Genomic DNA, 25,965 nt, shown 5'->3' on the forward strand with positions numbered 1-25,965 from the left:
GGTGGCATCATGGCCGTGACCCACGCTGAGCTTGCCAATGCCATCCGCGCGCTCGCCATGGATGCCGTGGAGCAGGCGAAGTCGGGCCATCCCGGCATGCCCATGGGCATGGCGGATGTGGCGACGGTGCTGTTCCGCAAGTTCCTGAAGTTTGATGCCGCCGCGCCGAAGTGGCCGGACCGTGACCGCTTCGTGCTCTCGGCGGGCCACGGCTCCATGCTGATCTACGCGCTCCTGCACCTCACCGGCTATGAAGGCGTGACGCTGGACGAGATCAAGCGCTTCCGGCAGCTGGGTGCCATCACGGCGGGGCATCCGGAATACGGCCATTGCCCCGGCGTCGAGACCACCACGGGTCCGCTGGGGCAGGGTCTGGCAACCTCGGTCGGCATGGCGATTGCCGAACGCATGCTGTCGCAGCGCTTCGGCACCGAGTTGGTCGATCACCGCACCTGGGTGATCGCGGGCGACGGCTGCCTGATGGAAGGGATCAGCCACGAGGCGGTCGATCTCGCCGGGCACCTGAAGCTCTCGAAGCTGACCGTTCTCTTCGACGACAACAGCATCACCATCGATGGTGCGACGTCGCTCGCCACCTCGATCGATCATCTGCGCCGCTTCGAGGCCGCGGGCTGGGCCGTGGAACGGATCGATGGTCATTCGCCCGACGCCATCGAAGCGGCAATGACTCGCGCGCTGTCATCCACGAAGCCGACGCTCATTGCCTGCCGCACCGTGATTGGTTTTGGTGCACCGAAGAAGCAGGGCACGGCGGGTGTGCATGGTGCGCCCCTTGGCGCGGAGGAACTTGCCGCTGCGAAGAAGGCGCTGAACTGGCCGTATGGACCGTTCGAAGTGCCGGATGCCATCCGTGCGGAGTGGCTGAAGGCCGGGCATCGCGGTGCCAAGGCCCATGCGGATTGGGAACACCGCCGCTCCTCGCTCGATGATGACGCGGCCTGGACCTTTGCCGACCATCTGGAGGAGCGCCTCACCGAAAAGGCCTCGAAGGCGCTGGATGAACTGGCCCAGAGCTATCTCAAGGAGTGTCCGAAGATTGCCTCGCGCCAGGCCTCCGAGATCGTCATCGATGCGGTGACGAAGGCCCAGCCCAACATCGTGGGCGGCTCCGCCGATCTCACGCATTCGAATCTCACCAAGGGCAAGTCGCAGAAGCCGATCACGCCCGATGACTTCACAGGCTCCTACATCCACTTCGGCGTGCGTGAACACGGCATGGGGGCGGCGCTCAACGGCCTCTCGCTGCACGGCGGCTTCAAGGCCTATGGCGGCACCTTCCTTGTCTTCGCCGACTATGCACGGCCTTCCATCCGCCTCTCGGCACTGATGCATCAGCCGGTCGTTTACGTGATGACGCACGACTCGATCGGCCTCGGCGAAGATGGCCCGACGCATCAGCCGGTCGAGCACGTGGCTTCGCTCCGGGCCATGCCGAACCTGCTTGTCTTCCGTCCGGCGGATGCGCGCGAAACGGTTGAGGCGTGGCGCTTTGCCCTGCAGCAGACGTCGCGCCCCTCGGTTCTGTGTCTCAGCCGGCAGGCACTGTCGCCGCTGCCGGAGGGTGAGCCGGTGGCCGCTGGTGTGGCGGCGGGGGCCTATGTCGTCTCCGGCTGGTCGGGTGCGCGCGATGTGACGCTGCTTGCCACGGGATCGGAAGTGGAGATCGCCCTCAAGGCGGCGGCTGAATTGGCGGGGCGCGGCATCATGGCGACGGTCGTCTCCATGCCGTGCTGGGAACTCTTCCGCGAACAGTCCGAAGAGTATCGCGCCCATGTGCTGGGCACGGCCCCTTTCGTTGCCGTCGAGGCCGCCGCCGCAACCGGCTGGCACGAATGGATCGGCAACACGGGCGCCTTCGTGGGCATGAAGGGCTTCGGCGCTTCCGCGCCCGCCGCTCAGCTCTACGAACACTTTGAAATCACACCCAAGGCTGTTGTGGCGCAAGCCCTCAAGGCCATCGGGGCCGAAGCATAACAGGAGGACAGGACCCATGGCGCGCATTTCACTCAGACAACTTCTCGATGATGCAGCGGAGCGCAACTACGGCGTGCCGGCCTTCAACATCAACAACATGGAGCAGGGGCTCGCGATCATGGAGGCGGCGAAGCTGGCCGATGCGCCGGTGATCATCCAGGCGAGCCGGGGCGCGCGTTCCTATGCCAACGACATCATGCTCTCCAAGATGATGGAGGCGCTGGAGACGATGTATCCGGAGATTCCGCTCTGCACCCACCAGGACCACGGCAACAGCGAAGCGACCTGCCTCTCGGCGATCCAGCACGGCTTCACCTCGGTGATGATGGACGGTTCGCTGGAAGCCGACGCCAAGACGCCGGCTTCCTACGATTACAACGTCGCCATCACCCGGCGCGTCACCGACCTTGCCCATGCGGTGGGTGTCTCGGTCGAAGGTGAACTGGGCGTGCTGGGTTCGCTGGAATCGGGACACGGCGAGGTCGAGGATGGCCATGGCGCCGAAGGAAAGCTCAGCCACGACCAGTTGCTCACCGATCCGGACCAGGCGGTGGAATTCGTGCGCGCAACGAAGGTGGATGCGCTGGCGATTGCCATGGGCACGAGCCACGGCGCCTACAAGTTCACCCGCAAGCCGGATGGCGATGTGCTGGCCATGCACGTGGTTGAAGCCATTCACGCCAAGCTGCCGAACATCCACCTCGTCATGCACGGCTCGTCCTCGGTGCCGCAGGAACTGCAGGCGGCCTTCAACAAGGCGGGCGGCGAAATGCCCAAGACCTGGGGCGTGCCGGTGGAGGAGATCGTGCGCGGCATCAAGCACGGCGTGCGCAAGGTGAACATCGACACCGATTGCCGCCTCGCGATGGCGGCGGAGATCCGCCGCGTCGCCACCACCAACAAGGGCGAGTTCGACCCCCGCAAGTTCCTGAAGCCCGCGATGGATGCCCTTCGCGTGCTGTGCAAGCAGCGCTTCGAGGAATTCGGCACGGCGGGCAAGGCCGCGCGCATCAAACCCGTTTCGCTGGCCGACATGGCGAAGCGATACAAGAGCGGATCCCTCGATCCGCAGCTCACTGGCCGTAAGGCCGCCTGACAGAAAGTTGGAGACCAACATGGCAGACAAGGCACAGACGGAAATCAGGGGCAAGGAACGCTACAAGGCGGGCGTGCTCAAATACGCGCAGATGGGTTACTGGGCGGGTGACTACGAGCCGAAGGACACGGATGTCATCGCGCTCTTCCGCATCACACCGCAGGAGGGCGTTGACCCGGTCGAGGCAGCCGCCGCCGTCGCGGGTGAAAGCTCGACTGCAACCTGGACCGTGGTGTGGACGGATCGGCTCACCGCCGCCGACCAGTATCGTGGCAAGGCCTACAAGGTGGAGCCCGTGCCGGGCCGCCCGGGCGAATACTTCTGCTATGTGGCCTATGATCTCATCCTCTTCGAGCCCGGCTCCATCGCCAACCTGACGGCTTCGATCATCGGCAACGTCTTCTCGTTCAAGCCGCTGAAGGCCGCACGCCTCGAAGACATGCGCCTGCCGGTCGCCTACGTGAAGACCTACAAGGGCCCGCCCACGGGCCTCGTCGTCGAACGCGAGCGCCTCGACAAGTTCGGCCGCCCGCTGCTGGGCGCCACCACCAAGCCAAAGCTCGGCCTTTCCGGCAAGAACTACGGCCGCGTGGTCTATGAAGGCCTGCGCGGCGGCCTCGACTTCATGAAGGACGACGAGAACATCAACTCGCAGCCCTTCATGCACTGGCGCGACCGCTTCCTCTACTGCATGGAGGCGGTGAACCTCGCTTCCGCCCAGACGGGCGAGGTGAAGGGCCACTACCTCAATATCACCGCCGGCACGATGGAGGAGATGTACCGCCGCGCCGAGTTCGCGAAGTCCCTGGGTTCGGTGATCGTGATGGTGGACCTGATCATCGGCTGGACGGCCATCCAGTCGATCTCGGAATGGTGCCGCCAGAACGACATGATCCTGCACATGCACCGTGCGGGCCACGGCACCTACACCCGTCAGAAGAACCACGGCATTTCCTTCCGCGTGATTGCGAAGTGGCTGCGCCTTGCGGGCGTGGACCATCTCCACACCGGCACGGCCGTGGGCAAGCTCGAGGGCGATCCGCTCACCGTGCAGGGCTACTACAACGTCTGCCGCGAGCTGAAGAACACGGTCGACCTGCCGCGCGGCATCTACTTCGAACAGGACTGGGCCGACACGCTGAAGGTGATGCCGGTGGCTTCGGGCGGCATTCATGCCGGCCAGATGCACCAGCTCCTGAACCTTTTCGGTGATGACGTCGTGCTGCAGTTCGGCGGCGGAACGATCGGCCACCCTATGGGCATTCAGGCCGGCGCCACCGCCAACCGCGTTGCTCTCGAAGCCATGGTGCTGGCCCGCAACGAGGGCCGCGACATCGCCAACGAAGGTCCGGAAATCCTCCGGGCCGCCGCCAAGTGGTGCAAGCCCGTGGAAGCGGCCCTCGATACGTGGGGCAACATCTCGTTCAACTATCAATCCACCGACACTTCGGACTTTGTGCCGCTCGAAACCGTGGCCGGCTAAGGAGATACTGACATGCGCATCACACAAGGATGTTTCTCGTTCCTGCCTGACCTCAGCGACGACCAGATCGCGGCACAGGTGGAGTATTGCCTGCAGAACAATTGGGCCATCGGCATCGAGTACACCGATGACCCGCACCCGCGGAACACCTATTGGGCGATGTGGGGCAATCCCATGTTCGACCTCCGGGATGCCGCGGGCGTGATGATGGAGATCCGGGATTGCCGCAAGGCCAACCCCAACAGTTACATCCGCATCAACGCCTTCGACTCCACCCGCGGCTGGGAAACGGTGCGCATGTCCTTCATCGCCAACAGGCCCAAGACGGAGCCGGTGATCGAGATGACACGCCGTGAAGTGAACGGCCGTTCGCAGCTCTATCAGCATGCCGTGAGGCGCTGATGCTCTCCGAGGCATCCATGCAGACCTTTGACCTGAAGGAACTGTTCCAGACGTCCGGGGTTGCGGAAATCCTGGAGGCACTGGACCGCGAGCTGATCGGCCTTGCGCCGGTCAAGCTCCGCATCCGCGAAACCGCAGCCCTGCTGATGGTGGAGCGGGTGCGCAACGACGCGGGGCTGGCGCATGAAACGCCGACCCTGCACATGAGCTTCACCGGCAACCCCGGCACGGGCAAGACAACGGTGGCGAACCGCATGGCGGGCCTTCTGCACAAGCTTGGCTATGTCCGGAAGGGGCACCTCGTCTCGGTGACGCGCGATGACCTTGTGGGCCAGTACATCGGTCACACCGCGCCCAAGACCAAGGAGCTTCTCAAGAAGGCCATGGGCGGGGTGCTGTTCATCGACGAGGCCTATTATCTCTACAAGCCCGACAATGAGCGTGACTACGGCCAGGAGGCGATCGAAATCCTCCTGCAAGTAATGGAGAACCAGCGCGATGACCTTGTGGTGATTCTCGCGGGCTATGCCGACCGCATGGCGAAGTTCTTCGAAAGCAATCCGGGTTTCCGCTCACGCATTGCGCATCACATCGACTTCCCGGATTACACCGACGCGGAGCTTCTCCACATCGCCGAACTGATGCTGGAGCAGCAGCACTACCAGTTTTCTCCCAAGGCGCGCGACGCCATGGCGGAATACATCAAGCTCAGGCGTACGCAGCCGCACTTCGCCAATGCGCGGTCCATCCGCAACGCGCTGGACCGCACGCGACTCCGCCATGCCAACCGGCTTCTCGAAACCGGGGACGGCAAGGTGACGCTCGAGATGCTCTCCGAAATCGGGGAGCCGGACGTGAGAGGGAGCCGTGTCTTCAAATCAAACGGAGCAAGCCATGGCTGATATTCTGATTGCACCTTCGGTGCTTTCGGCGGATTTCTCCCGCCTCGGAGACGAGGTGGAAGCGATCGACCGGAGCGGCGCCGACTGGATCCACCTCGATGTGATGGATGGGCATTTCGTGCCGAACATCACCTTCGGGCCGCCGGTGATCAAGGCGATCCGGAGCCGCACGAAGAAGTTCTTCGACGCCCATCTGATGATGTCGCCGGTTGACTCCTATCTCGGTGCCTTTGCCGATGCCGGCTGCGACATGATCACCGTCCATGCCGAGGCAGGCCCGCATCTTGACCGCTCGCTGCAGGCGATCCGGTCACTGGGCAAGAAGGCGGGTGTTTCGCTCAATCCATCGACGCCGGTGACGGCCATCGAACACGTGATCGAACGCCTCGACATGATCCTGATCATGACGGTGAACCCGGGCTTCGGCGGGCAGGCCTTCATCCCGGCCATGCTCTCGAAAATCCTGCGGGCCAAGGCGCTGGTCGGCAAGCGGCCGATCGACATCCAGGTCGATGGCGGTGTGACGCCTGAAACAGCCCCGGCTGTCACGGCGGCAGGCGCCAATGTGTTGGTGGCGGGGTCGGCAGTGTTCAAGGGCGGCACGGAAACAGCCTACACCAAGAACATCACGGACATCCGGCGCGCCGCATCAGGCAATCTCGCTTGACGCAGATTCAGATGCACAAGCGGTGAGGTTCCATCGGAGCTCTTCGCGCCGCGCACCACTGTCATTCCGAAGTCATTGCTCTCGCAGCGCTGGGGCGGGCTTATAGTTTTCGGCATGAGCCTGCCCTGCATCATCTGTGTTGCCATCACGGGTTCGCTGCCGACGAAGGCAGACAACCCTGCGGTGCCGGTGACGATCGCAGAACAGATCGAGAGTACCCATGAAAGTTTCGAGGCCGGCGCCTCCATCGTGCACTGCCACGTGCGCTACGACGAAGGCAGGCCGACATCGGACCCGGAGCGTTTCGCGCGGCTGAAGGAGGCGATCGAAAAACATTGCCCCGGCATGATCGTTCAGGTCTCGACCGGCGGGCGTTCAGGCGTGGGCCGTGAGCGCGGCGCCATGCTGGACCTCAGGCCGGACATGGCCTCGCTGGCGGTGGGCTCCAACAATTTTCCCGATTGTGTGCATGAGAACCCGCCCGATCTGGTGGATGGGCTGGCTGCGGAAATGCTCAAGCATGATGTGAAGCCCGGAATCGAAGCCTTTGATCTGTCTCACATTGTTCAGGCCTGCACGATGCAGCGCGATGGCCGCCTGAAGGCGCCGCTCTTCGTGCAGTTCGTGATGGGCGTGAAGAACGCCATGGCGGCGGATGAACGCATCCTGGACTTCTACATCGAGAAGCTGAAGCGCCTGGCGCCTGATGCAGTGTGGTCTGCGGCAGGGATCGGGCCTGCGCAGATCACCCTCAATGAATGGGCGATTGCCAAGGGCGGCCATACCCGGACCGGGCTTGCGGACAATGTGCATCTCGACCGCAACACCCTGGCGCCCTCGAATGCCGCACTGGTGAGACGGGCCGTTGCCATTTGCGAGCGCTATGACCGCCCGGTGGCGGACTGGCGCACGGCGCGCCGCATTCTGGGATTGCGGCAGCCTGCTTTATGAGAAGGGCGATGCTGCGTGGACCGGTTGCCCACGGAAGAGGGTGAGCAGCACTTCGGTGTCGCCGATGTCATAGACATCGCAGGTGAAGATATCGCGGTCGAGGATGATCACGTCGGCGGACTTGCCGGGCGAAAGGCTTCCCGTGTCCTCACTCCACCAGGCGGCGGCGGCCGCATTGATGGTGTAGCCGCGCACGCATTCCTCGCGGGTCATGCGCTGTTCCGGCAGGAACACCGGATGATTGCCGTTCTTGCGCGGCGGCTGGCGGGTGATGGCCGTCTCCATGATGGGAAAGGGATTGAGGGTGGAAACGCCCCAATCGCTGGACAGGCAAAAAGGCGCGCCCGCATCGATCAGGTTGCGGAAGGCATACATCCACTTGCCGCGCTCTTCACCCACCATGGGCAGCGCCACATCGGTGACAGAGGGTTCGTGGCGGGCCCAGAGCGGCTGGATGTTGGCCATGGCGCCAAGCTCGCGGAAGCGCGGCGCATCGGCGGGATCAAGGCACTGCACATGGGCAAGCTGATGCAGGCTGGGCCAGGCGCCGTTCACCTCGCGTGCGGCCTGCAGGCCATCAAGCGCGGCGCGCAACGCGCCATCGCCGATCACATGCACATGGATCTGGAAGCGGGCGGCATCGAAGGCGGTGAACAGGTCCTTTACCTGGTTGTGGCCGAACATGAGCGGCGCGTTGCCGCCAATGGCATCGGAATAGGGCGCGAGCATCGTGCCCGTGCGGTTTTCCAGAACGCCATCGAGGAAGAACTTGGCGGAATGGATCTTGAACAAATCTCCGCGGCAACCTTCGCGCAGCGCCTTCACCCGTTCGAGGGCCTCCTTCGTGGCCTCATGGGGTTCTACCTTGGCGGTGGCGGCGACGCGGAGCGTGAGCGCATCCTGATCCATCAGGCGCTGATAGACGCGGGCGTGGCGGGCATTCACCGAAGCGTCGAGCACGCCGGTGATGCCATGCCGGTTGCACAGCGCCTGGCCGAAGCGCACGCCATCGGCAAATTCCTCCTCGGTGATGGCGGGCATGCGGGCCATCACCCAGTCGATGGCATCTTCATGCAGCATGCCGGTGGGCACGCCTCCGGCATCCAGAACGAAATGGCCGTTGGGCGGGTCCGGCAGGCCCTTCACGAGTCCGACGGCGTCGCAGGCCTTGCTGTTCATGCAGGCGTTGTGACCGTCGCTGGCGAGGATGTAGCAGGGCCGGTCCGGCACGGCGGCATCCAGCACCTGCCGCGTGAGGTTACTGTCGGTGAAGATACCGGTGTACCAGCCGACGCCGCGCACCCAGGGTGCGGACGATTTTTTCGCAAAGGCGGAGAGTACGGCCTGTAGTTCGGCAACGCTGCGGCAGTCATCCAGCACGGCATTGGAGCCATAGTTGTTGCCGGAGTCCTGCAGGTGGATGTGGGTGTCCTGAAATCCGGGAAGCACCAGGCGTCCACCTGCGTCGATCACGCGGGTGGAGCGTGTTGCGAGCGTGCGGATGTCGGCGGTGCTGCCCACCCGCAGGATGCGTCCGTCTCGGATGGCAATGGCCTCGGCGCGCGGCGCAATGGCTTCCATGGTGACGACATTGCCATTGATGATGATGGTGTCGGCACTCATGTGCGGGCCTCGTCGGTGAAGATGACCTTGGCGGGAATGCTCACATCGCGCGTCCAGCCGAAGATGCAGAGGAACGGCGTGCTGCCCGTCAGGGTGGCGTGGGGTGCCCAGGGCTCGTTCCACACCGGTTCATGGGCGGGCTTTTCGTGGAAGGTGGTGTCGGGGAGGAAGCGCCAGCCGTGCGGACCTGTGAGCGGGGCATAGAGTTCGGGCGCCGCATGATGATGGTCGCGGTAGAGCGTATTGGGCGCAATTACGAAGAGGCCGAGATCAAAATCCTCCGCCGGGTGAAAGGTGCCGCCTCCGATCAGCGAGGTAAAGGCATGGCCGTTGGCGAAGGCCTCGCCGATGTCGGCGCGCGGATAGGCATCGTAGGTGATCCAGTGGAGATAGGGCAGTGCCGCTTCAATGGCTCGGGCCAGCGGCCTGTCCGACACGGCGGCGAGTGCTTCCGGCAGCAGGTCGCAAGGTGGCAGGCGGCGAGGTGTGATGTCCTGGTGCGGGCCTTCGCCCCAGAGGGCAATGCCTTTCCGAACGTCGCGTGCGCCCGCGAGGTCGAAGCCTGAAAGATAGCGGTCGATCTCATGGATGAGGGTGCTGACCGTGGCGGTGGCGCTGTTCATGCCAACACCACGCGTTCGCGGCGGGCGGTTGCTTCCTCCTCGCTGAGGTCGAACTCCTGGGCGAAGCGGTGGCCGTCATAGACGGCCTGCGCAATGATGCCCGGCGCCTTGCAGTCGCCGATGCGGGAGACGCGGAGGCCGGTGTCATCCTTCAGCTCTTGCCACAACGCGTCATTGGGTTCGCGCGACGTCACGGTGACAAGGCCGCCGCAGGGAAGCGCCGTGATGTTGCCGCTGAAGCCGCAGGCGATCTCGAGCGTGTCGCCTGCAAAGCCTGAGAGGCCATGACTGACGATGATTTTCACGCCTGCCGCGATGAGGCCCGTCTGGGTGCGGGCCTGTTCCACCGTGTGTTCGGAGAATGACGCGGCGATGCCGTCCGAGGTCACGTAGGTGACGGGCAGGCCTTCCTTTGCCAGCAACAGCGCGATGACGGAGGCCATGTAGTAATGATCGTCATCGAAGACCACGACCGGCCCCTTGGGCCGCTTTCCCGCCATGATGTCGTCCGGCGTGAAGGTGCGGGGATCATCGAGGGAGGGAAGGGTGACGGGCGAGGAGCGGCCGAGGCCATTCCGCCGCCAGGTCGCACCTGTGGCGATCACCACGTGGGCAGCGCCCGCATCGCGCACGTCATCTGCCGTCATCGGGCTTTCGCGATAGACGGTGATGTTTTCGAGCTTGCCGATCTGGTGGACGCGCCAGTCGCGCACGCGCACCCATTCACCGAGCGAGGGCAGGCGGGTTTCGCGGGTGACGCGGCCACCAAGCTCGCGGCTCGCTTCGGCCTGCACCACTGGCACGCCCCGGCGGCCGAGGGTCAGAGCGGCATCAAGGCCTGCGGGGCCTGCACCGACGATGAGGATGCTGTCCTTCGTGCGGGCGGGGCGCATGCGTTCCGGATGCCAGCCGCGCCGCCATTCCTCGCCCATGCTGGGGTTCTGGGTGCAGCGGATGGGAACGCCCAGACCATCGTTGGCGTAGCAGATGTTGCAGCCGATGCATTCACGGATGTCGTCGAGCCGGCCTTCGCGAATCTTGTTGGGGAGGAAAGGATCGGCGATCGAGGGCCGCGCCGCGCCGATGAGATCAAGCACGCCGCGCTTCACCTGGGCCAGCATGGTTTCGGGGCTGGTGAAGCGGCCGACGGAGACGACGGGCTTTCCGGTGAGCTTGCGGACATGTGTGATATCGGCCTCGAGTGCGCCCTCCTTGATGAAGCGGGAGGGGCCCATCTCTCGTGAGTAATCCGGCACTGTCACGTCGAACAGGTCGATGTCGGGCGCGATCTGCTTCAGAAGTTCGGCGCGGTCTTCTGCACCGGTCTCGTCCTCGTCTGTCACTTCCACGCGCGTCGCGAGGGCGGCCTTGTCGGCGAGGATCTCGCGCGTCTCGGCAATCACCTCACGGTAGAGGCGCGAGCGGTTTTCCAACAGGCCGCCATGCGCGTCGTCGCGGCGGTTGACGCGCGGGTCGAGGAACTGCGCCAGCAGATAGGTGTGCGCGGCATACACGTAAACGATGTCGAAACCCGCCTGTAGCGCACGGCGCACGGCAGCGGCATGCCATTGGCGGTAGGTCTTGAAATCGGCAGCATCCATCTTCTGGCTCTGCCAGGGTGCTGCCGTGGCGGGCATGGAGCCCGGCGCCAGCCCTGGCAGGCGCGAATGATGATTGGCGGCTCGCTGGCCGCCGTACCAGAGTTCCACCCCGGCAAGCGCGCCATGCTTGTGAACCTTCTCTGACATGGCGGCGAGGTTCTTCACGTCGCCCTCATCCCACAATGAACAGGAGTGGGCCGGCATCTCATCGGAGGATGGATGGATGGAGCAATACTCCGTGTTCACCACGCCCCAGCCGCCTTCCGCCTTGATCTCGCGCATGGCGACCAGCGTCTGCGGATAGGAATAGCCCATGCCGGTGCAATGGGGCACCTGATAGAAACGGTTCGGCGCGGTGACCGGCCCGATCTTCACGGGCTCGAAGAGAATGGCAAAGCGCGGGTCCATGGTCATGAATGAGATCCGGTCAGCAAACGGTCGAGTTCGGTGGAGAGGTTTTCGCGGGCGAGGACGTTCCGCGGGTCGGTGGCGTCTTCCTTGGCGAGGATGCGGTAGACTTCGAGGGCTGCCTGTGAGAGCAGGTGGCGGCGGGCGAAATGCATGGCGGCGGCATAGCGCACGCGGCCACCGTCGACCTCTCCGACCGGTGTCTGCAGAAAGGCAAGCTGGGCCTTGTCCTCATCCGTCCAGTTCAAGGGCTGCCTCATTTGTTGGCGGCAATCGCCATCTGGATGTCGCGCTCGCGCCGCTTGTCGGCTCGCGTCAGCACGACGGCGGAGATGGCCACACCGATTGCGACGACGGCGACGATCACCGAGGCAAGCGCGTTGATGTCGGGTGTCACACCCAACTTGACCTTGCTCCAGATCAGCATGGGCAGCGTGGTGTAGCCGGGGCCCGTGGTGAAGCTGGTGATGACAACGTCATCCAGCGAAATCGTGAAGGCGAGGAGCCAGCCCGAGAGAATGGCGGGCGAGATGATGGGCAGCGTTACATCGCGCAGCACCTGCCAGGGCCTCGATCCCAGGTCCATGGCCGCTTCCTCGATCGACATGTCCATGGCGGCAAGCCGCGATTGCACGATCACAGTGACGTAGGTCATCGAGAAGGTGATGTGGGCGATGGTGATGGTGGTGAAGCCGCGCTGGCTGGGCCAGCCCAGCCATTCCGCCATCATGATGAAGAGCAGCAGCGAGGAAATGCCGGTGATCACCTCCGGCATGATGAGGGGCGCAGTGACGAGGCCCGACATGAGTGCGCGGCCACGGAACTGGCGGAAGCGGGCAAGGGCGAGGCCTGCCATGGTTCCGAGAATCGTCGCCAGCGTGGCGCTGAGGAGCGCGATCTTGAGGGAGAGAATGGCGGCGTCGATCACCTGGCTGTTGCTGAAGAGCTTGCCGTACCACTGCGTCGAGAACCCGCCCCACACCGTCGCCAGCCGCGACTTGTTGAAGGAGAAGAAGATCATCGAGAAGATCGGCACGTAGAGGAAGGCAAGGCCGAAGGCGAGGACCGAGAAGAGGAAGGTGGAGCGCTGTTTCATTATTTCGCTCCCGCCTGGGCCTTGGCTTCGAAGTGGTTGTAGACGATGAGCGGCACCACCAGCATGAGGAGAAGCGCCACCGCAACCGCAGAGGCCATCGGCCAGTCACGGTTCTGGCCGAACTCCTGCTGGATGACGCGGCCGATCATGGGGTCACTGGCATTGCCGACGAGACTCGGGATGATGAGTTCGCCCATGGCCGGAATGAAGACGAGGAGGCCGCCCGCAATGATGCCCGGGATGGAGAGGGGCAGCGTGATGTCGCGGAACACTTCCCAGCGCCGCGAGCCCAGGTCCATGGCGGCTTCGTTCAGGGTGTTGTCCAGCTTCTCGAGGTTGGCATAGAGCGGCAGCACCATGAAGGGCAGGTAGGAGTACACCATCACCAGAACCACGGCGAAGTTGGTGTTCATCATCTGTATGCCGGGCAGTTCCCAACTGGTGGGCACGAAGGTGTTGTAGGCGGAGGTCATCGCCTTGTTGAACCAGCTGTTGCGCCCCATGAGCCCGATCCAGGCATAGACGCGGAGCAGGAACGAGGTCCAGAACGGCAAGATGATGAGCATGAGCAGCAGGCGCTGCAGCGACTTGTTGGCCCGTGTGATCGACAGCGCCATAGGGTAGCCGATGAGCAGGCAGAGCACGGTTGCCACGGCGGCATTGTAGACCGAGATCAGGCTGGCGCGGATGTAGACCGAGTTGGTGAAAAGCCGCTGGTAGGTTTCAAAGCGGATATAGGGCCAATCCGGCATGAAAGCGAAGGGCGGTGATTGCGTTGCCGTCTTCGCGAAGCTCATGACGATGACGATGACGAAGGGAATGAGGAAGAAGAGCACGAGCCACAGGTATGGCGCGGTGATGATGGTGTCACGCCAGCCGCGCCGGTTGAACCAGGTGTCGTTGCTCTGGCTCATGTCTCGCCCCGGAAGAGCATGGCGGAGGCGGGCGAAATGGTGAGATAGACCTCGTCCTCCCAGGTGGCGACCGCTTTCTCCGCCGCAACGCGTTCCGCATTCACGGTGTTGACGGAGAGGACGTGACCGGTCGCGAGCTTGATGCGGTAAAGCGAGTCCTTGCCGAAATAGCCGAAGTCCTGCACCTTGCCCTTGAGCACGTTCACCGCGGAGACGGGCTTCTTGCGGGAGATCGTGACCTTCTCGGGCCGGAAGGCGAGTGCCGCTTTCTCCCCCACGCTCCATCCGGATGCGGCGACTTTCACGCGGGCGCCAAGCAGGGGTGCTTCGACCTCAACCCCTTCACTATCCACCTTCGTCACCTCGGCATCCACCATGTTGGTGGAGCCGATGAAGTCGGCGACGAAGCGGCTGTTGGGGTTTTCATAGATGTCGGAGGGTGCGCCGATCTGGCGGATCACGCCGTGATCCATGACGGCGATGCGGGAGGCAAGCGTCATGGCCTCCTCCTGGTCGTGGGTCACCACCACGAAGGTGATGCCGAGCTTGTATTGGATGTTGGCGATTTCGAACTGGGTGTGTTCGCGGAGCTTCTTGTCGAGCGCGCCGAGGGGCTCGTCCAGCAGCAGCAGCTTCGGCAGTTTCGCAAGCGAGCGCGCCAGAGCCACGCGCTGCCGTTGTCCGCCGGAAAGCTGGTGCGGCTTGCGGTCGGCGAGATGGCTCATCTGCACCAGGCCGAGCATCTCCTTCACCCGGTCCTGGCGCTGCGCCGGTGTCATGGGTTCGTGCTTCAAGCCATAGCCGACGTTCGCCGCAACGGTCATGTGCGGGAACAGGGCATAGGACTGGAACATCATGTTGACGGGCCGTTCATAGGCGGGGACGCCGTCCATGTCCTGCCCGTCAATATAGATTTTGCCGGAGGTGGGCACCTCGAAGCCCGCCAGCATGCGGAGCAGGGTGGTCTTGCCGCAGCCCGAGCCGCCCAGCAGGGCGAAGAGTTCGCCCTTGCCGATGTTCAGCGAGACGTTGTCCACCGCCTTGAAGGGCCCGAACATCTTGGTCACGCCGTCGATGCGGATGAAGTCTGCCGCCGGGGCGGCGGGCTCCTGTGCTGACATGATCGCCGTACCCGCTTCCGTCAGCCGGACTTCATGGCGTTGAAGGTTTCGGTGAGGGCGCGGTCATTCTCTTCGGTCAAGGGCTTCGGCGTCCACAGCCGCTTCATCACGTCCTCCGTCGGATAGACGGCGGGGTTGGCGAGAATGTCGGGTGAGACGAATTGCTTCGCCGCGAGGTTGGCGTTGGCGTAATTGGTGAAGTTGGTGCACTTGGCGATCACTTCCGGATCGATGATGTAGTTCAGGAAGGTGTGGGCGTTCTCCACGTTCTTCGCATCCGCCGGAATGCAGAACACGTCGAACCAGGCGGGTGCTCCGGTCTTCGGCACGGCATAGGCGAGGTTGATATCGACGCCCGCCTCCTTTGCACGCGTCTTGGCGGTGGAGTAGTCACCCGACCAGCTGCCTGCAGCGCAGAGTTCCTTGTTGGGAAGGGCATTCAGGTAGTTGGTGCTGTCGAAGGTGCGCACTGTCGGGCGCACGGCCTTGAAGGCCTCGATCACGGCCTTGAGATCATCGGGCGCATAGGTGTCGCGCGGCTTGCCGAGGTAGTCGAGCAGCATCATGATCACGTCGGTGGGTTCGTCGAGCCACGAGACGCCGCAATCGGCGAGCTTCTGCGCATTTTCTGGCTTCATGACGAGGTCGAGGGATTCGATGTCGGCGTCCGGCAGGCGCTCCTTCACCATGTCGAGATTGAAGGTGAACCCGACCGAGCCCCACATGTAGGGGATGGAATATTCATTGCCCGGATCGAAGCCCTGCAGGATCTTCATGATTTCGGGATCGAGATTCTTCCAGTTCGGCAGCTTCGACTTGTCGAGCTTCTGGTAGATGCCGGCGGCGACGAAGCGCTGCAGGCTGAGGCCTGCCATGTCGACAACGTCGTAACCGGTGCTGCCGGCCAGCATCTTCGCCTGCATCTCGTCGGTGGAGCTGTAGGTGTCGTAGGTGACGGCGATGCCGGTCGCCTTCTGGAAATCCTCGATCGTCGTTTCGCCGATGTAGTCGGCCCAGTTGTAGACGTTGAGGATCTTGTCGTCCGCCTTGGCCCGCTGCACGAAGGGCATGGCGACAAGCCCGCTGCTGGCTGCCAGCGTGAGGGCCTTGCGACGGTTGATGATCATGCTTTTCTACTCCCTTGGATTTTTCTTTTTCAGGTCTTCAAATGCAATCAACCGCCACTCCTTCGGGAAAGCGTGACGGTTGATGAGGGTGGGTTCATTCTGAGTGCTCCCGGTCTCAGTCTTCTTCGGCCTGCAGGGCCGCGTTGACGTCGGCCATGCGTTCGGCCGGCGGCGGTTCATCCAATCTCATGATGGGCAGGAGGCGGCGAAGGTCGTCGTGATGGGCCCGCAGGAACCGCTCGTGGTCCGAAAGATGGAAACTGTCGAAGGCGGAAGACTTCATGGATTCATTGGACCATATGGCCAATTGAGTATCTTCCTCATAGGTGGCCCGGTCAATACGGTAGGACAGGTAGCGGGCCAGCTTTTGCTGTCTGCTTTCCTCGGGATAGCGGTAGATCATGCCCCGAATGATGGAGCGCCCCACGTCGATGGGCAGTTCCTGGTAGAACTGCACCGTCTCGGGCGTGGTGATGAAGACCGCGTTGGGGAAGATGCCATAATAGGCCCAGAGCTTACGGCGCTCCTCCGGCAGGGCGGGGTGAGGTGTGGAGGCCTTCACGTAGTTCCGCACGCTCCACATGCGGCCCGCACCTTCCTTGTAGGTGCCCTTGGAGACGCGGAGCCGTGGTCCATAGACCGTGTCGCGGTAGGTGTAACCATAGAGGTCCTGCAAGGCCGGGTGGGCCATGGCGACATGATAGCCCTCGTTGTCGACATCGCGGACAGACTTCCAGTTGACCGGGATCTCGCCATTCCAGATCTTGCCGGTGGGCACCATGGTCTCGGGCAGGTGGCTGCCCATTTCGGCGGCATAGGGGGCGAGCGTCTCGGCCACCGAGGCTTGGCTGCCGGGCTTGAAGCGGATGAAGATGAAACCCATCCAGATTTCCAGCTCAACCGGCTTCAGGCCGAACTTGTGCTTGTCGAGGTCGGCGAAGCTGTCGGGCCGTGCAGCACCCCGCAGCGTGCCGTCGAAGTTGTAGACCCAGCCGTGGAACGGGCAGACCAGCGCATTCTTGCAGTGGCCGGACTCCTTGGTGACGATGCGCGAGCCGCGATGGCGGCAAAGATTGTGGAAGGCGCGCAGGCTGCCATCCTGCTGGCGCAGCACGAAGGCGCGCTCGGGCCCGAGGTCGAACGAGATGTAGTCGCCGGGCTTCGGCACGTCGTTTACGTGGCCAACGATCTGCCAATGGCGCAGCAGGATCCGGTCGAGTTCGAGGTCGAGCAAAGCCTGGCTGTGATAGGTCCAAGCGGGCAGGCCGCGGCGGTCCCAGTCGTTGGCGGGCGTGGCGGATTCGGATTTCACGTGAATGGTCATGGACGCGGCTCCTTGCTCACAAGCGGTTCGCCGAGCTTGCGGCGCACCCACTGCTGGAAATTGAAGACATCGAATTCCTGCGGCATCAGGGTGCCGCGCTCGAAGCGGGCATTGCGCAGGCCGCGCTGGTTCATCTCGCTGGCCTCGCCATCCTCGCGGATCACGGTTGCGGCAAAGTCCACCACATTGGCGAGATCGAAGCCCGGTGCGGAAAGTGTCTCTGCCGGGAACAGCCACTCGGCGGTGAGTTCGGTTTCCTCGGGCGAGACGGGCCGCACGGTGACAGCACGGACATAATCCACATGCGCCACCACATACATGGTGGGCATGAGGGTGACGAAGGTGAAGGCGGCGGTGCGCTCGGCGTCCGTGAGATTCGCGAATTCGGGGCCGCAGGGCTGGCCGTTGACGGTCCAGGTGCGGGCGCCGCTCTTCAGTGGTGACTGTGCATCAGCACCGGGAGCCCAGCCCGGCATCTCGGCGGCACTCATCACGCCCTTGCCATAGACGGGCACCATGTCGATCAGTGTCGGATGAATGCCCGGGCAGTGCAGGCATTCATTGTAGTTCTCCCAGAAGACCTTCCAGTTGCACTTGATCACGCTCGTCATGCGGTGGCCGGTGACCAGGTTCTCCATCGGCCAGTTGTCGAGTGCTTTCGCGCCGATGTCGGGAACCGCGTTGAAGTCCGGCGGATCGTCGGCGAGGCAGACGAAGATGAAGCCGTTCCACAGCTTCACGTGCGCGGTGAACAGTCCGTGGGCGGACTTGTCGAAGCCCGGTGTTTCCGGAACATGGGGCACGCGCACGAGCTTGCCGGTGAGATCGTAGCTCCACTCGTGATAGGGGCAGGTGATGAGCTTCGCCTTCAGCTTCTGCTCGCTGTGCTGGCACAGTTCCGAGCCACGGTGGCGGCAGGTGTTGTGCAGGCAGCGGATCTCTCCCTTCTCATCCTTGATCAGCATGAGGTTCTGCCCCGCAATTTCCACGCGCCGCAGCGTGAGGGCGGGGAGGTCGCTGGCGCGTCCCACATAGATCCAGCTCTTCGCTTGGATCTCCCGCAGTTCGCGGGCGTAGTGATCGGGGTCCGTATACCAGCGCGCTGGCAGGCTGGGCGGACAGAAGTCGAGGATGGGGGATGCGGGGTGGAAGGCGGATGGCTGTTCCATGGTGCTTCTCCCTCAGAACGGGCCGGGCGGGTTGGCCCGCCGCCGGGGTGGATTGAAGAACTGCCGCGGCGCGACGGCGGCCTTGACCATCAGCTTGTGGTACTCGAGTTCGCGCAAGGCATAGATCTCGACCCAGAGGTTGCCGGATTTGGTGTCGTGATAGGGGCGCTTCAGCATGGCGAGGGCGATGTTGCGCTTCACCGTGGGGGACCACAGCGAGGCTGTGATGTGCCCCACTTCGGTTTTCTTGTTGTCGTAGATGAGGGCGTGTTCGGCTTCCACGTTGCCGTCGATGTCGAGGCCGACGAAGGCCCATTGCGTGGTGCCCGTGTCCCGCTCGCGCTTCAGGGCGGCGCGGCCGTTGAAGGGGCCTTTAGCGAAGTCGATCATCCACTCCAGCCCCATGTCATAGGGCGAGCGCAGGCGGTCGGGCCGGAGCGCCGTAGTAGCGCTGACGAAATCCATGTTGGCGATCATGAAGCCCGCTTCGATGCGCGCCATATTGAGCGCCGTGGTGCCGATGGGGCGAACGCCATAGAGCGCGCCTTTCTCCATCAGGTGATCCCAGAGGGGAATGGCGTTGTCGAGCGAGGTCCAGAGCTCGTAGCCCAGATCGGCGGTGAAGCCGGTGCGCGAGATCATAAGTCTGCCAGCACCAAAGGAGACTTCCATGAGCTGGAAGGGCTTCAGCCTGCTGGCCTCGCCGAAGCCGGCGCTCGCCAGCACGGAATAGGAGCAGGGGCCCTGCAAGGAGAGGCCAGCGACCTCTTCGCTCTCGTCGCGGATGGTGACGGTGAAGCCGATGGCGCTGTCCTGCAGCCACGGCAGATGCCGCTCCTGGCAGCAGAGGCGGTAGCGCCCGGGTGAGATGTGGAACAGCGTGCCATCGTCGATGAGCTTGCCTGCGTCATCGCACCAGGCGGTGTAGTGCACGGTGCCGGGCTGGAGCTTGGAGACATCGCGCAGCGTCAGGCGGTTCAAGTAGCGGAGAGCATCGGGACCGCTGATCTCGTATTTCACCATGGGTGAGAGATCGTAGAGGCCGGCCTGATTGCGCAACGCCGTGTATTCCATCGTCGCGTCGCCAAAATGGAGCGCCGTGGTGTAGCCAGCCCAGGGGGCCCAGGCATTGTGCTTGTTGGCTGCCGCCGTCCGCGCATGGAAGGGCGTGGTGAAGAGCGGCGTGCGGAAGTGGAGGCGGTTGCTGCTCATGCTGCGCCTCCCTTGGAAATCGCCTGACTAGCAGCGTTCCAGCCGGCACTGCCGCTGACGCCGCCGCCGGGATGGGTTGCGGCGCTGGCGAGGTAAAGGCCGCGCACCGGCGTTGCATATTGCGCCATGCCGATGGCGGGCCTGAGGAACAGCATCTGCTCCACCGAAAGTTCTGCGTGATGCCATTGCCCGCCGGGCGCGCCATAGCGTTCCGCCACGTCGGCGGGTGTCACGAGGTCAGCGCCGGTGACGAGCGCGCCGATGCCGGGAGCATGGGTTTCGAGCTGGTCCATGATCGCTTTCTGGAACAGCGCCTTGCCACGGGCCCAGCCCATGCGGAGATCGGCGGGCGAGAACTGCACCAGCGCCGAAAGCGTTGGCCCGCCATTCGTGGGCTCGGGGGCGAAGGCACCGGGGATGATGATCTCCATCACCGGCGCTTCCGAGAAGGCTCCATACTTCACCGCGTTGAAGGCTTCTTCCACGGCACGCGAAGAGGGCGCGATCACAAGCCGCGAACGCAGGCTGGCCCCCTTGAAGTCGGGCATGGCCTTCAGCTTGAGCGACAGCTTTGCCGTGGTCCCGCGCGACTTGATGTGCTGCACGCGGCGCACGACGCCTGTGTCGAATTGCGGCGCACCCACCAGCGTCATGAGCGTGGTCACCGGATGAAGTGCCGACAGAACGACATCTGCGGTCAGCGTGTCGCCCGAGGCGAGGGTCACGGATTTCACCCGGTCATCGTCAACGCCGATGGCCTTCACCTGCGCATTGAAGCGGAGCGTGACGCCGCGCGTCGTGAGCGCCTTCTGCATGGCGCCGATGACGGAGGCCATGCCGCCCTTCGGCAGTGCCAGTGCACCGCGCTGTCCCTGCACCTGCGAGGAGATGCGGTGATAGAGGCCGAGCAGGGAATTGGGTGAGCGCGGTCCGGCATGATGGCCCAGCACCGTGTCGAAGGCGATGAGGCCCTTGAGCCGGTCATCGCCCAACTCGTCCTCGAGCACGTCATACACATTGATCAGCATCAGGCGCATGAACTCGCGCAGGCGCTCACGGCCCATGCGGCGAAGTGCGAGCCCGTTGCGCACCAGGTCCCAGATATTGGCGCCATGGTCGCGGGCTAGGCGGGGCGGCGTCATCTCCTTGAAGGGCGCTAGCAGCGCGGCATTGCCGATGAGATCGGTGCGGAGCGCTGCCCAGGCCTTCTTGTCGGCGGCGGAAAGCGAGCCATCCACCGTTTCGCCGAATGCGCCCCGCAGCACGAGGTGATCGCCATTGGCCGAAAGCGCCGTGCTGGTGACGTTTGCTTCCGCCCACTCAAGCCCGTGGGAGCGCAGGTCGAGGGCAGACTCGAGGCGCGCGTCGATGCCCGTCGAAAGATGGGCGAGGTTTGCCATGCCGCCCGCAGCAGGCCCTGCCTCCAGCACGGTGACGCGCGCGCCCGCCGTGGCGAGACGGCCTGCGGCAGCAAGACCGTTGATGCCGGCACCGATGACGATGGCATCAAAGGACGGCATATGCGTCTCCCATGCCGTTCGGCTTCTTCAGTGCCTTGAGGATTTCAGCAGCCGCGTTGCGGCCCGGAGCGCCCATCACGCCCCCGCCCGGATGGGTGGAGGAGCCGCACATCCACAGGCCGTCGATCGGCGAGCGGTATTGCGCATAGCCCGGCACCGGCCGGTTGAAGAGAAGCTGGTCGAAGGTGAGTTCGCCCTGGAAGATGTTTCCTTCGGTCAGGCCCACTTCTGCTTCGAGTTCGCGCGGCGTGCGCACTTCGGCGTGGAGAACGAGATTCTTGAAGCCCGGCGCATATTGCTCAATCTGGTTCATGACCGTCTGGCCGAAGGCATCGCGGTCCGCATCGGTCCAGTCGCGGCCCTCGATCTTGGGCGGCGCATATTGCACGAAGCAGCTCATGAAGTGCTTGCCCGGCGGCGTCATGGTGGGATCGGTCGTTGTGGGGATCATCATGTCGAGGAAGGGATCGCGGGAATAGCGGCCCGCCTTCCAGTCGTCATAGGCAAGTTCGAGACGCTCGATCGAGTCGGTGAAATGCAGGTCGCCGCGGATGCAGGGCGAGTCGTGCGGCAGGGCGGTGAACTTGGGCAGGCCATCGAGCGCGATGTTCACCTTGCCGGACGAGCCCCTGATCTTGAAGCGCTTGACGCTCTTCACGAAGTCGCCGGGCAGATGCTTTTCATCGACATGCTTCAGGAAGGTGCGCTTCACGTCCATGTTGGAGATGACGAGCGGTGCCTCGAAGCTGTCGCCGTTTGCCAGCGCCACGCCGGTGGTGCGGCCGTTGCTGACCAGGATTTCGGCAACGCCCGAACCGGTGCGCACTTCGCCGCCTGCGGCGAGGAACGACGCCATCAGCGCCTTGGTGATGGAGCCCATGCCACCCCGGGCATAGCCCCAAGCGCCGATGTTGCCGTCCACGTCACCCATGTAGTGATGAAGGAGGACATAGGCCGAGCCCGGCGACATGGGACCAAGGGCGGTGCCGATGATGGAGGAGACGGCGAGGTAGGCCTTGATCACCGGAGTCTCGAAGTACTCGTCGAGAAAGTCCGAGATGCTCATCGTCCAGAAGCGGATCATCGCGTAGATGTCCTCTTCCGGCATGTCGAAGAGCTTGCGGCCGATGTAGGCGAGTTCCGAGAGATCGCGCGGGCGGAACGAGGTCGGGTCCGGCGGCGTGCGCAGCAAGAGCGGGCGGATGAAGCGGCAGTGGCGCAGCACGTCCCGCGAATAGCGGTCATAGTTCTCGGCATCGCGCGGCGAGAAGCGGGCAAACTCGCGGCGGTTGGCATCGTGGTCACGATACATGGCGAGGTAACCGCCATCCTGCGTGAAGACGGCGCCGCCCTCGTAGGGAATGATCTGCAGGCCGTGCTTCGGCAGTTCCAGCTCGCGCATGATTTCCGGGCGGAGCAGGGAGGAGACGTAAGAGCAGTTGGAGTAAGTGAAGCCGGGATAGAGCGAACGCGAGACGGCAGCACCACCCACCCAGTCGTTCTTTTCCACGACCAGGGTCTTCAATCCCGCCTTGGCGAGATAGCAGGCGGTCACGAGGCCGTTGTGGCCGCCGCCTGCTATGATGGCATCGTACCGGCTCAAGACGCGCGCCGCTCCTCTTCCACCTGTTCCAGCGTGAGATCGACGGAGGTTTCGAAGGCGCGCAGCGTGTCGCTGATGCAGCTCTCGTCGTGGGCCTCGCACATGAACAGCGGTTCACGGGAATCCGGCTCGACAATGATGTTGTTGTCCTGCATGTGGCGCGCCAGCTTGTCGTAGAAACTGTAGTCCGATTTCTTCCAGGCGCGATAGTCGGAGGGCGGCTGGGGCGCAAAGAACAGGCCGAACATGGAGGAATGGCCGGAGAAGGAATGGGTGATGCCGCGGCGGTCGAGGATCGCCTTCATCCCTGACTTCAGCTTTTCTCCTGCGGAGGCAAGTGTCGCAAGCGCGGGGGTTTCATCAAGGATCTGCAGGCAGCGTTCGGCGGCGGCAAGCGAGACCGAGTGGGCGGTATAGGTGCCGCCATGGGCCGCGCCACCGGGGCGGAAGGTGCGCATCACGTCCTCGCGGCCGCCGATGGCCGCGATGGGATAGCCATTGGCCATGGCCTTGGCGAAGGTGCAGATGTCGGGCTTCACGCCATGCAGCGACTGCACGCCGCCCTTGGCGACGCGGAAACCAGTCTTCACCTCATCGATGATGAGCAGCACCCCATACTTGTCGCAGAGCTTGCGGGCGAGCTGCACGAATTCCGTCGTCGCCGAAATGGCGCAGCAGTTGCCCATCATCGGTTCGATCAGCATGGCGGCGATGGTGCTGCCGTGCTTCTTGAAAATGTCCTCAAGGCGCTGGGCATTGTTCATGGGGGTCAGGTGCACCAGCTGCTTGATCGTGCTGGGGATGCCGCGGGAGTAGGGGACGGTGACGGGCTCGAGCCCGCTGTTCGGATCCCACTCGTCCATGTTGGCCATCCACATGGCGGCGTCGAACAGTCCGTGATAGCCGCCCTCGATCAGGATGTAGCTTTCGCGGCCGGTGTAGGCGCGGGCGAGTCGGAGTGCGGCCATGACGGCTTCCGTGCCGCTGTTCGAATAGCGGACCAGCTCGACCGACGGCACCATCTTGGCCATGCGCTCGGCCACGGCGAATTCGCGCTCGGTGGAAAGGGCGAATACGCCGCCCACTTCCATGCCCTTCCGGGCCGCTTCGTCCACCCGGTCGTCGGCGTAACCGAGAATCGCCGGGCCGTAGCCCAGGCGGTAATCGACATAACAATTGTCATCGATGTCCCAGGTGCGACCGCCCTTGCCCTTCTTCACGTAGATCGTCCGATCCTCGCCCCAGTAGCGGAAGGTGGAGGCCACGCCCAAGGGCAGGCGGGTGAGGGCCTTCTTGAAGTGGGCGTTCGATTTGCGGAGATCGCGGGTGTTGCGCAGGGTCATGATTTGAAACGCTTTCCTGGTTTGACCGGCCATGACGCAGGGGGCGAAAGGGACCGGAGCCGAGGGCCAAAGGCTGGCACAATTTTGACTGAACTGTCAATCAACTGAAAAAGAACGTTGTGTTTCAACAGCTTTATGATACTGAATGCGCATCACCGAAGCAGGTCACTCCCATGCCTCACGCCTCGAAGTCCGACGCCGTCGTTCCCCTCCAGCGCAAGATCAGCCGTGATGTGCGCCGCCAGCAACTGATTGCCGCCACCATGCGGGTGCTGTCCCGCAAGGGTTATTCGCAGACGACTCTCTCGGATGTGGCGGCGGAGGCCGGGGTGTCCCACGGTCTCGTCAACTTCCATTTCGAGTCGAAGGAGAAGCTGCTCAGCGAAACGCTGCTGCACATGGCGGACGAGTATCGCGAGAACTGGCGCTCCGCGCTCGCCGCGGCAGGTGAGCGCCCGGCTGATCGTCTGGCTGCCATACTCGCCGCCGATTTCAACGACGCCATCTGCACACAGGAACGCATCGCCTGCTGGTGCTCCTATTGGGGCGAGGTGCAGAGCCGTCCCATCTACCAGCAGGAATGCAGCTCCAACGACGACATCTACATTTCCGAGCTGGAAGGGATCTGCGCCAGCCTCATTGCCGAGGGCGGTTACGCGCTTGATGCGGCACGCACGGCGCGGGCGCTGCGCTTCACCAGCGAAGGCCTGTGGAACGACATGCTGTCGATGAAGGTGCCCTACACCCGCGACGAGGCGCTCAAGACTCTCTTTGCGCTGGCAGCGGTGTTCTTCCCCCGCCACTTCACGCCCGAAGGCCCGCTCACGACTTCGGCTTGAAGCCGCGCAGGTGCGTGGGGCAGTGCTCGCCGGAGTCGAGCACGGGGATCATGTTCTGCCAGATCGTGATGTTGTGATCGACGAAGTCCTGTCCGAGCGCCGCCACCGCCTCGGCATAGAGCGGCCCGCTCAGGGTTTCCAGTTCCTGCCGCGCCCGCTCACGGTACCAGGCATTGCGGCTGGTGACGGTGACATTGCGGAAGCCGGCCTTTTCGAGGGCATCCTTGTACTTGCCGGGTGAGGCCATGCCGAAGTCGAGGCCTTCGGAAGCGATGTAGTCCTTCATCTGCTGGCTTGGCTCATTGTCATGGCCGATCAGCCAATCCGAAGCCACGAACCAGCCGCCGGGTTTCAGCACCCGGAAGACATCGCGCATCAGTGTGTGCTTGTCGGGAATGTGGACGATCGAATCCTTGCTGAAGACAATGTCGAATGTGCCGGGCGGAAACGGCAGCGGCCCCGGCACCACCTTCACGACGCCGATCTTGTCGGCGCAGCCCGCCTTCTCGGCCCGGGCGCGCGCGTTGGCGAGAACCGTGTCTTCCACGTCGATGCCGCAGACGTAACGGGCATTGAATTCCTGTGCCAGCAGCACATCGATGCCGCCCGCACCGCAGCCGATGTCGAGAATCGATTTGCCCTGGAGGTCCATGCCGTCGAGCAGCCGGCGCACTTCATCGGGGCCGCCGGGGCTCAGCCAGCCATCGCCCCACAGGCGTTCCAGCATGCCGATCATCTTGTCGTGGTAGAGTTCGCCGTTCTCCGCGTGACCCATGTTTTCCTCGCTTTCACGAAGCTTAAGAGCGCCCGCCCGGGCTTGCCAAGATAAGGATTCCTTGACCGTCTTTGGCGGGAAAGTGTCGAAGGCGACAAATCCTGCTTGCAAAGCGGCATCCTGAACAGCTATGGCGGGTGCGGGCTAGCCCTCCCCAACGGGGGCCGGTCC

The 25,965-nt window shown here is 63.6% G+C and carries 23 protein-coding genes; 8 read left to right on the top strand and 15 right to left on the bottom strand.

Translation table 11 applies throughout. From position 1 onward, the window contains the following. The first annotated feature begins 9 nt into the window (after positions 1 to 9). The 7 genes from tkt (at position 10) to QM801_RS03310 (ending at position 7,496) form a co-directional block, all read left to right on the top strand. The gene (tkt, locus tag QM801_RS03280; protein WP_415017781.1) at positions 10 to 1,995 is read left to right on the top strand and encodes a transketolase; all 1,986 of its coding nucleotides are present in this window, start codon (positions 10 to 12) and stop codon (positions 1,993 to 1,995) included. 16 nt (positions 1,996 to 2,011) lie between these two features. Then, on the top strand, positions 2,012 to 3,091 hold the full coding sequence (fba, locus tag QM801_RS03285; protein ID WP_415017782.1) for a class II fructose-bisphosphate aldolase: 1,080 nt from the start codon (positions 2,012 to 2,014) through the stop codon (positions 3,089 to 3,091). Between the two features lie 19 nt (positions 3,092 to 3,110). Further along, positions 3,111 to 4,574, top strand: a complete 1,464-nt coding sequence (locus QM801_RS03290; RefSeq protein WP_415017783.1) for a form I ribulose bisphosphate carboxylase large subunit — start codon at positions 3,111 to 3,113, stop codon at positions 4,572 to 4,574. A 12-nt stretch (positions 4,575 to 4,586) separates the two neighbouring features. Further along, complete coding sequence (locus tag QM801_RS03295) at positions 4,587 to 4,976, top strand: ribulose bisphosphate carboxylase small subunit (protein ID WP_415017784.1); 390 nt, start codon at positions 4,587 to 4,589, stop codon at positions 4,974 to 4,976. Beyond that, positions 4,976 to 5,878 carry a CbbX protein gene (cbbX, locus tag QM801_RS03300; RefSeq protein WP_415017785.1) on the top strand — a complete coding sequence of 301 codons (903 nt, stop codon included), beginning with the start codon at positions 4,976 to 4,978 and terminating at the stop codon, positions 5,876 to 5,878. The genes QM801_RS03295 and cbbX overlap by 1 nt, the downstream gene beginning before the upstream one ends. Next, positions 5,871 to 6,545, top strand: coding sequence for a ribulose-phosphate 3-epimerase (gene rpe, locus QM801_RS03305; protein ID WP_415017786.1), 675 nt, complete (start codon positions 5,871 to 5,873; stop codon positions 6,543 to 6,545). Before cbbX ends, rpe begins: the two co-directional genes overlap by 8 nt. A 114-nt stretch (positions 6,546 to 6,659) precedes the next feature. Continuing rightward, positions 6,660 to 7,496, top strand: coding sequence for a 3-keto-5-aminohexanoate cleavage protein (locus QM801_RS03310; protein WP_415017787.1), 837 nt, complete (start codon positions 6,660 to 6,662; stop codon positions 7,494 to 7,496). On the opposite strand, the gene QM801_RS03315 is transcribed toward QM801_RS03310, so the two are convergent. From QM801_RS03315 to QM801_RS03380, 14 genes are all read right to left on the bottom strand, one after another. Next, positions 7,491 to 9,119, bottom strand: coding sequence for an amidohydrolase (locus tag QM801_RS03315; RefSeq protein ID WP_415017788.1), 1,629 nt, complete (start codon positions 9,117 to 9,119; stop codon positions 7,491 to 7,493). The two genes, QM801_RS03310 and QM801_RS03315, sit on opposite strands and share 6 nt — an antisense overlap. Beyond that, positions 9,116 to 9,742 carry a dimethylsulfonioproprionate lyase family protein gene (locus QM801_RS03320; RefSeq protein WP_415017789.1) on the bottom strand — a complete coding sequence of 209 codons (627 nt, stop codon included), beginning with the start codon at positions 9,740 to 9,742 and terminating at the stop codon, positions 9,116 to 9,118. The genes QM801_RS03315 and QM801_RS03320 overlap by 4 nt, the downstream gene beginning before the upstream one ends. Beyond that, entirely contained in the window at positions 9,739 to 11,757 is a 2,019-nt protein-coding gene (locus QM801_RS03325; RefSeq protein WP_415017790.1) for an FAD-dependent oxidoreductase, read from the bottom strand. The genes QM801_RS03320 and QM801_RS03325 overlap by 4 nt, the downstream gene beginning before the upstream one ends. After that, a complete protein-coding gene (locus QM801_RS03330; protein WP_415017791.1) occupies positions 11,754 to 11,999 on the bottom strand; it encodes a hypothetical protein in 246 nt (81 codons plus the stop codon). Before QM801_RS03330 ends, QM801_RS03325 begins: the two co-directional genes overlap by 4 nt. An 8-nt stretch (positions 12,000 to 12,007) precedes the next feature. Beyond that, complete coding sequence (locus QM801_RS03335; protein ID WP_415017792.1) at positions 12,008 to 12,847, bottom strand: ABC transporter permease subunit; 840 nt, start codon at positions 12,845 to 12,847, stop codon at positions 12,008 to 12,010. Continuing rightward, positions 12,847 to 13,761 carry an ABC transporter permease gene (locus QM801_RS03340; RefSeq protein WP_415017793.1) on the bottom strand — a complete coding sequence of 305 codons (915 nt, stop codon included), beginning with the start codon at positions 13,759 to 13,761 and terminating at the stop codon, positions 12,847 to 12,849. The genes QM801_RS03335 and QM801_RS03340 overlap by 1 nt, the downstream gene beginning before the upstream one ends. Further along, complete coding sequence (locus QM801_RS03345) at positions 13,758 to 14,882, bottom strand: ABC transporter ATP-binding protein (protein WP_415017794.1); 1,125 nt, start codon at positions 14,880 to 14,882, stop codon at positions 13,758 to 13,760. The genes QM801_RS03340 and QM801_RS03345 overlap by 4 nt, the downstream gene beginning before the upstream one ends. A 20-nt stretch (positions 14,883 to 14,902) precedes the next feature. Further along, a complete protein-coding gene (locus QM801_RS03350; RefSeq protein ID WP_415017795.1) occupies positions 14,903 to 16,009 on the bottom strand; it encodes a polyamine ABC transporter substrate-binding protein in 1,107 nt (368 codons plus the stop codon). A 115-nt stretch (positions 16,010 to 16,124) separates the two neighbouring features. Continuing rightward, positions 16,125 to 17,333 (bottom strand): aromatic ring-hydroxylating oxygenase subunit alpha, encoded by a 1,209-nt coding sequence (locus QM801_RS03355; protein ID WP_415017796.1) that lies wholly within the window; start codon positions 17,331 to 17,333, stop codon positions 16,125 to 16,127. Then, positions 17,330 to 18,502, bottom strand: coding sequence for an aromatic ring-hydroxylating oxygenase subunit alpha (locus QM801_RS03360; protein WP_415017797.1), 1,173 nt, complete (start codon positions 18,500 to 18,502; stop codon positions 17,330 to 17,332). Before QM801_RS03360 ends, QM801_RS03355 begins: the two co-directional genes overlap by 4 nt. A 12-nt stretch (positions 18,503 to 18,514) precedes the next feature. Next, positions 18,515 to 19,714: an aminomethyltransferase family protein gene (locus QM801_RS03365; protein WP_415017798.1), complete on the bottom strand. Its 1,200-nt coding sequence runs from the start codon at positions 19,712 to 19,714 to the stop codon at positions 18,515 to 18,517. After that, the gene (locus QM801_RS03370; protein WP_415017799.1) at positions 19,711 to 21,234 is read right to left on the bottom strand and encodes a phytoene desaturase family protein; all 1,524 of its coding nucleotides are present in this window, start codon (positions 21,232 to 21,234) and stop codon (positions 19,711 to 19,713) included. Before QM801_RS03370 ends, QM801_RS03365 begins: the two co-directional genes overlap by 4 nt. Continuing rightward, a complete protein-coding gene (locus QM801_RS03375; RefSeq protein WP_415017800.1) occupies positions 21,221 to 22,837 on the bottom strand; it encodes a phytoene desaturase family protein in 1,617 nt (538 codons plus the stop codon). The genes QM801_RS03370 and QM801_RS03375 overlap by 14 nt, the downstream gene beginning before the upstream one ends. After that, positions 22,834 to 24,180: an aspartate aminotransferase family protein gene (locus QM801_RS03380; RefSeq protein ID WP_415017801.1), complete on the bottom strand. Its 1,347-nt coding sequence runs from the start codon at positions 24,178 to 24,180 to the stop codon at positions 22,834 to 22,836. The genes QM801_RS03375 and QM801_RS03380 overlap by 4 nt, the downstream gene beginning before the upstream one ends. A 173-nt stretch (positions 24,181 to 24,353) precedes the next feature. On the opposite strand from QM801_RS03380, the gene QM801_RS03385 reads away from it, so the two are divergent. Next, positions 24,354 to 25,019, top strand: a complete 666-nt coding sequence (locus QM801_RS03385) for a TetR family transcriptional regulator (RefSeq protein ID WP_415017802.1) — start codon at positions 24,354 to 24,356, stop codon at positions 25,017 to 25,019. On the opposite strand, the gene QM801_RS03390 is transcribed toward QM801_RS03385, so the two are convergent. Beyond that, positions 25,003 to 25,794, bottom strand: a complete 792-nt coding sequence (locus tag QM801_RS03390; RefSeq protein ID WP_415017803.1) for a methyltransferase domain-containing protein — start codon at positions 25,792 to 25,794, stop codon at positions 25,003 to 25,005. The two genes, QM801_RS03385 and QM801_RS03390, sit on opposite strands and share 17 nt — an antisense overlap. Positions 25,795 to 25,965 lie beyond the last annotated feature (171 nt).

Source organism: Aestuariivirga sp. (genome assembly GCF_047600585.1).
Classification (GTDB): Bacteria; Pseudomonadota; Alphaproteobacteria; order Rhizobiales; family Aestuariivirgaceae; genus Aestuariivirga.

Coding starts and splice junctions, on each gene's coding strand:
- tkt (WP_415017781.1), top strand. CDS start 10: ATGGCCGTGACCCACGCTGAGCTTGCCAATGCCATCCGCGCGCTCGCC.
- fba (WP_415017782.1), top strand. CDS start 2,012: ATGGCGCGCATTTCACTCAGACAACTTCTCGATGATGCAGCGGAGCGC.
- QM801_RS03290 (WP_415017783.1), top strand. CDS start 3,111: ATGGCAGACAAGGCACAGACGGAAATCAGGGGCAAGGAACGCTACAAG.
- QM801_RS03295 (WP_415017784.1), top strand. CDS start 4,587: ATGCGCATCACACAAGGATGTTTCTCGTTCCTGCCTGACCTCAGCGAC.
- cbbX (WP_415017785.1), top strand. CDS start 4,976: ATGCTCTCCGAGGCATCCATGCAGACCTTTGACCTGAAGGAACTGTTC.
- rpe (WP_415017786.1), top strand. CDS start 5,871: ATGGCTGATATTCTGATTGCACCTTCGGTGCTTTCGGCGGATTTCTCC.
- QM801_RS03310 (WP_415017787.1), top strand. CDS start 6,660: ATGAGCCTGCCCTGCATCATCTGTGTTGCCATCACGGGTTCGCTGCCG.
- QM801_RS03315 (WP_415017788.1), bottom strand. CDS start 9,119: ATGAGTGCCGACACCATCATCATCAATGGCAATGTCGTCACCATGGAA.
- QM801_RS03320 (WP_415017789.1), bottom strand. CDS start 9,742: ATGAACAGCGCCACCGCCACGGTCAGCACCCTCATCCATGAGATCGAC.
- QM801_RS03325 (WP_415017790.1), bottom strand. CDS start 11,757: ATGACCATGGACCCGCGCTTTGCCATTCTCTTCGAGCCCGTGAAGATC.
- QM801_RS03335 (WP_415017792.1), bottom strand. CDS start 12,847: ATGAAACAGCGCTCCACCTTCCTCTTCTCGGTCCTCGCCTTCGGCCTT.
- QM801_RS03340 (WP_415017793.1), bottom strand. CDS start 13,761: ATGAGCCAGAGCAACGACACCTGGTTCAACCGGCGCGGCTGGCGTGAC.
- QM801_RS03345 (WP_415017794.1), bottom strand. CDS start 14,882: ATGTCAGCACAGGAGCCCGCCGCCCCGGCGGCAGACTTCATCCGCATC.
- QM801_RS03350 (WP_415017795.1), bottom strand. CDS start 16,009: ATGATCATCAACCGTCGCAAGGCCCTCACGCTGGCAGCCAGCAGCGGG.
- QM801_RS03355 (WP_415017796.1), bottom strand. CDS start 17,333: ATGACCATTCACGTGAAATCCGAATCCGCCACGCCCGCCAACGACTGG.
- QM801_RS03360 (WP_415017797.1), bottom strand. CDS start 18,502: ATGGAACAGCCATCCGCCTTCCACCCCGCATCCCCCATCCTCGACTTC.
- QM801_RS03365 (WP_415017798.1), bottom strand. CDS start 19,714: ATGAGCAGCAACCGCCTCCACTTCCGCACGCCGCTCTTCACCACGCCC.
- QM801_RS03370 (WP_415017799.1), bottom strand. CDS start 21,234: ATGCCGTCCTTTGATGCCATCGTCATCGGTGCCGGCATCAACGGTCTT.
- QM801_RS03380 (WP_415017801.1), bottom strand. CDS start 24,180: ATGACCCTGCGCAACACCCGCGATCTCCGCAAATCGAACGCCCACTTC.
- QM801_RS03385 (WP_415017802.1), top strand. CDS start 24,354: ATGCCTCACGCCTCGAAGTCCGACGCCGTCGTTCCCCTCCAGCGCAAG.
- QM801_RS03390 (WP_415017803.1), bottom strand. CDS start 25,794: ATGGGTCACGCGGAGAACGGCGAACTCTACCACGACAAGATGATCGGC.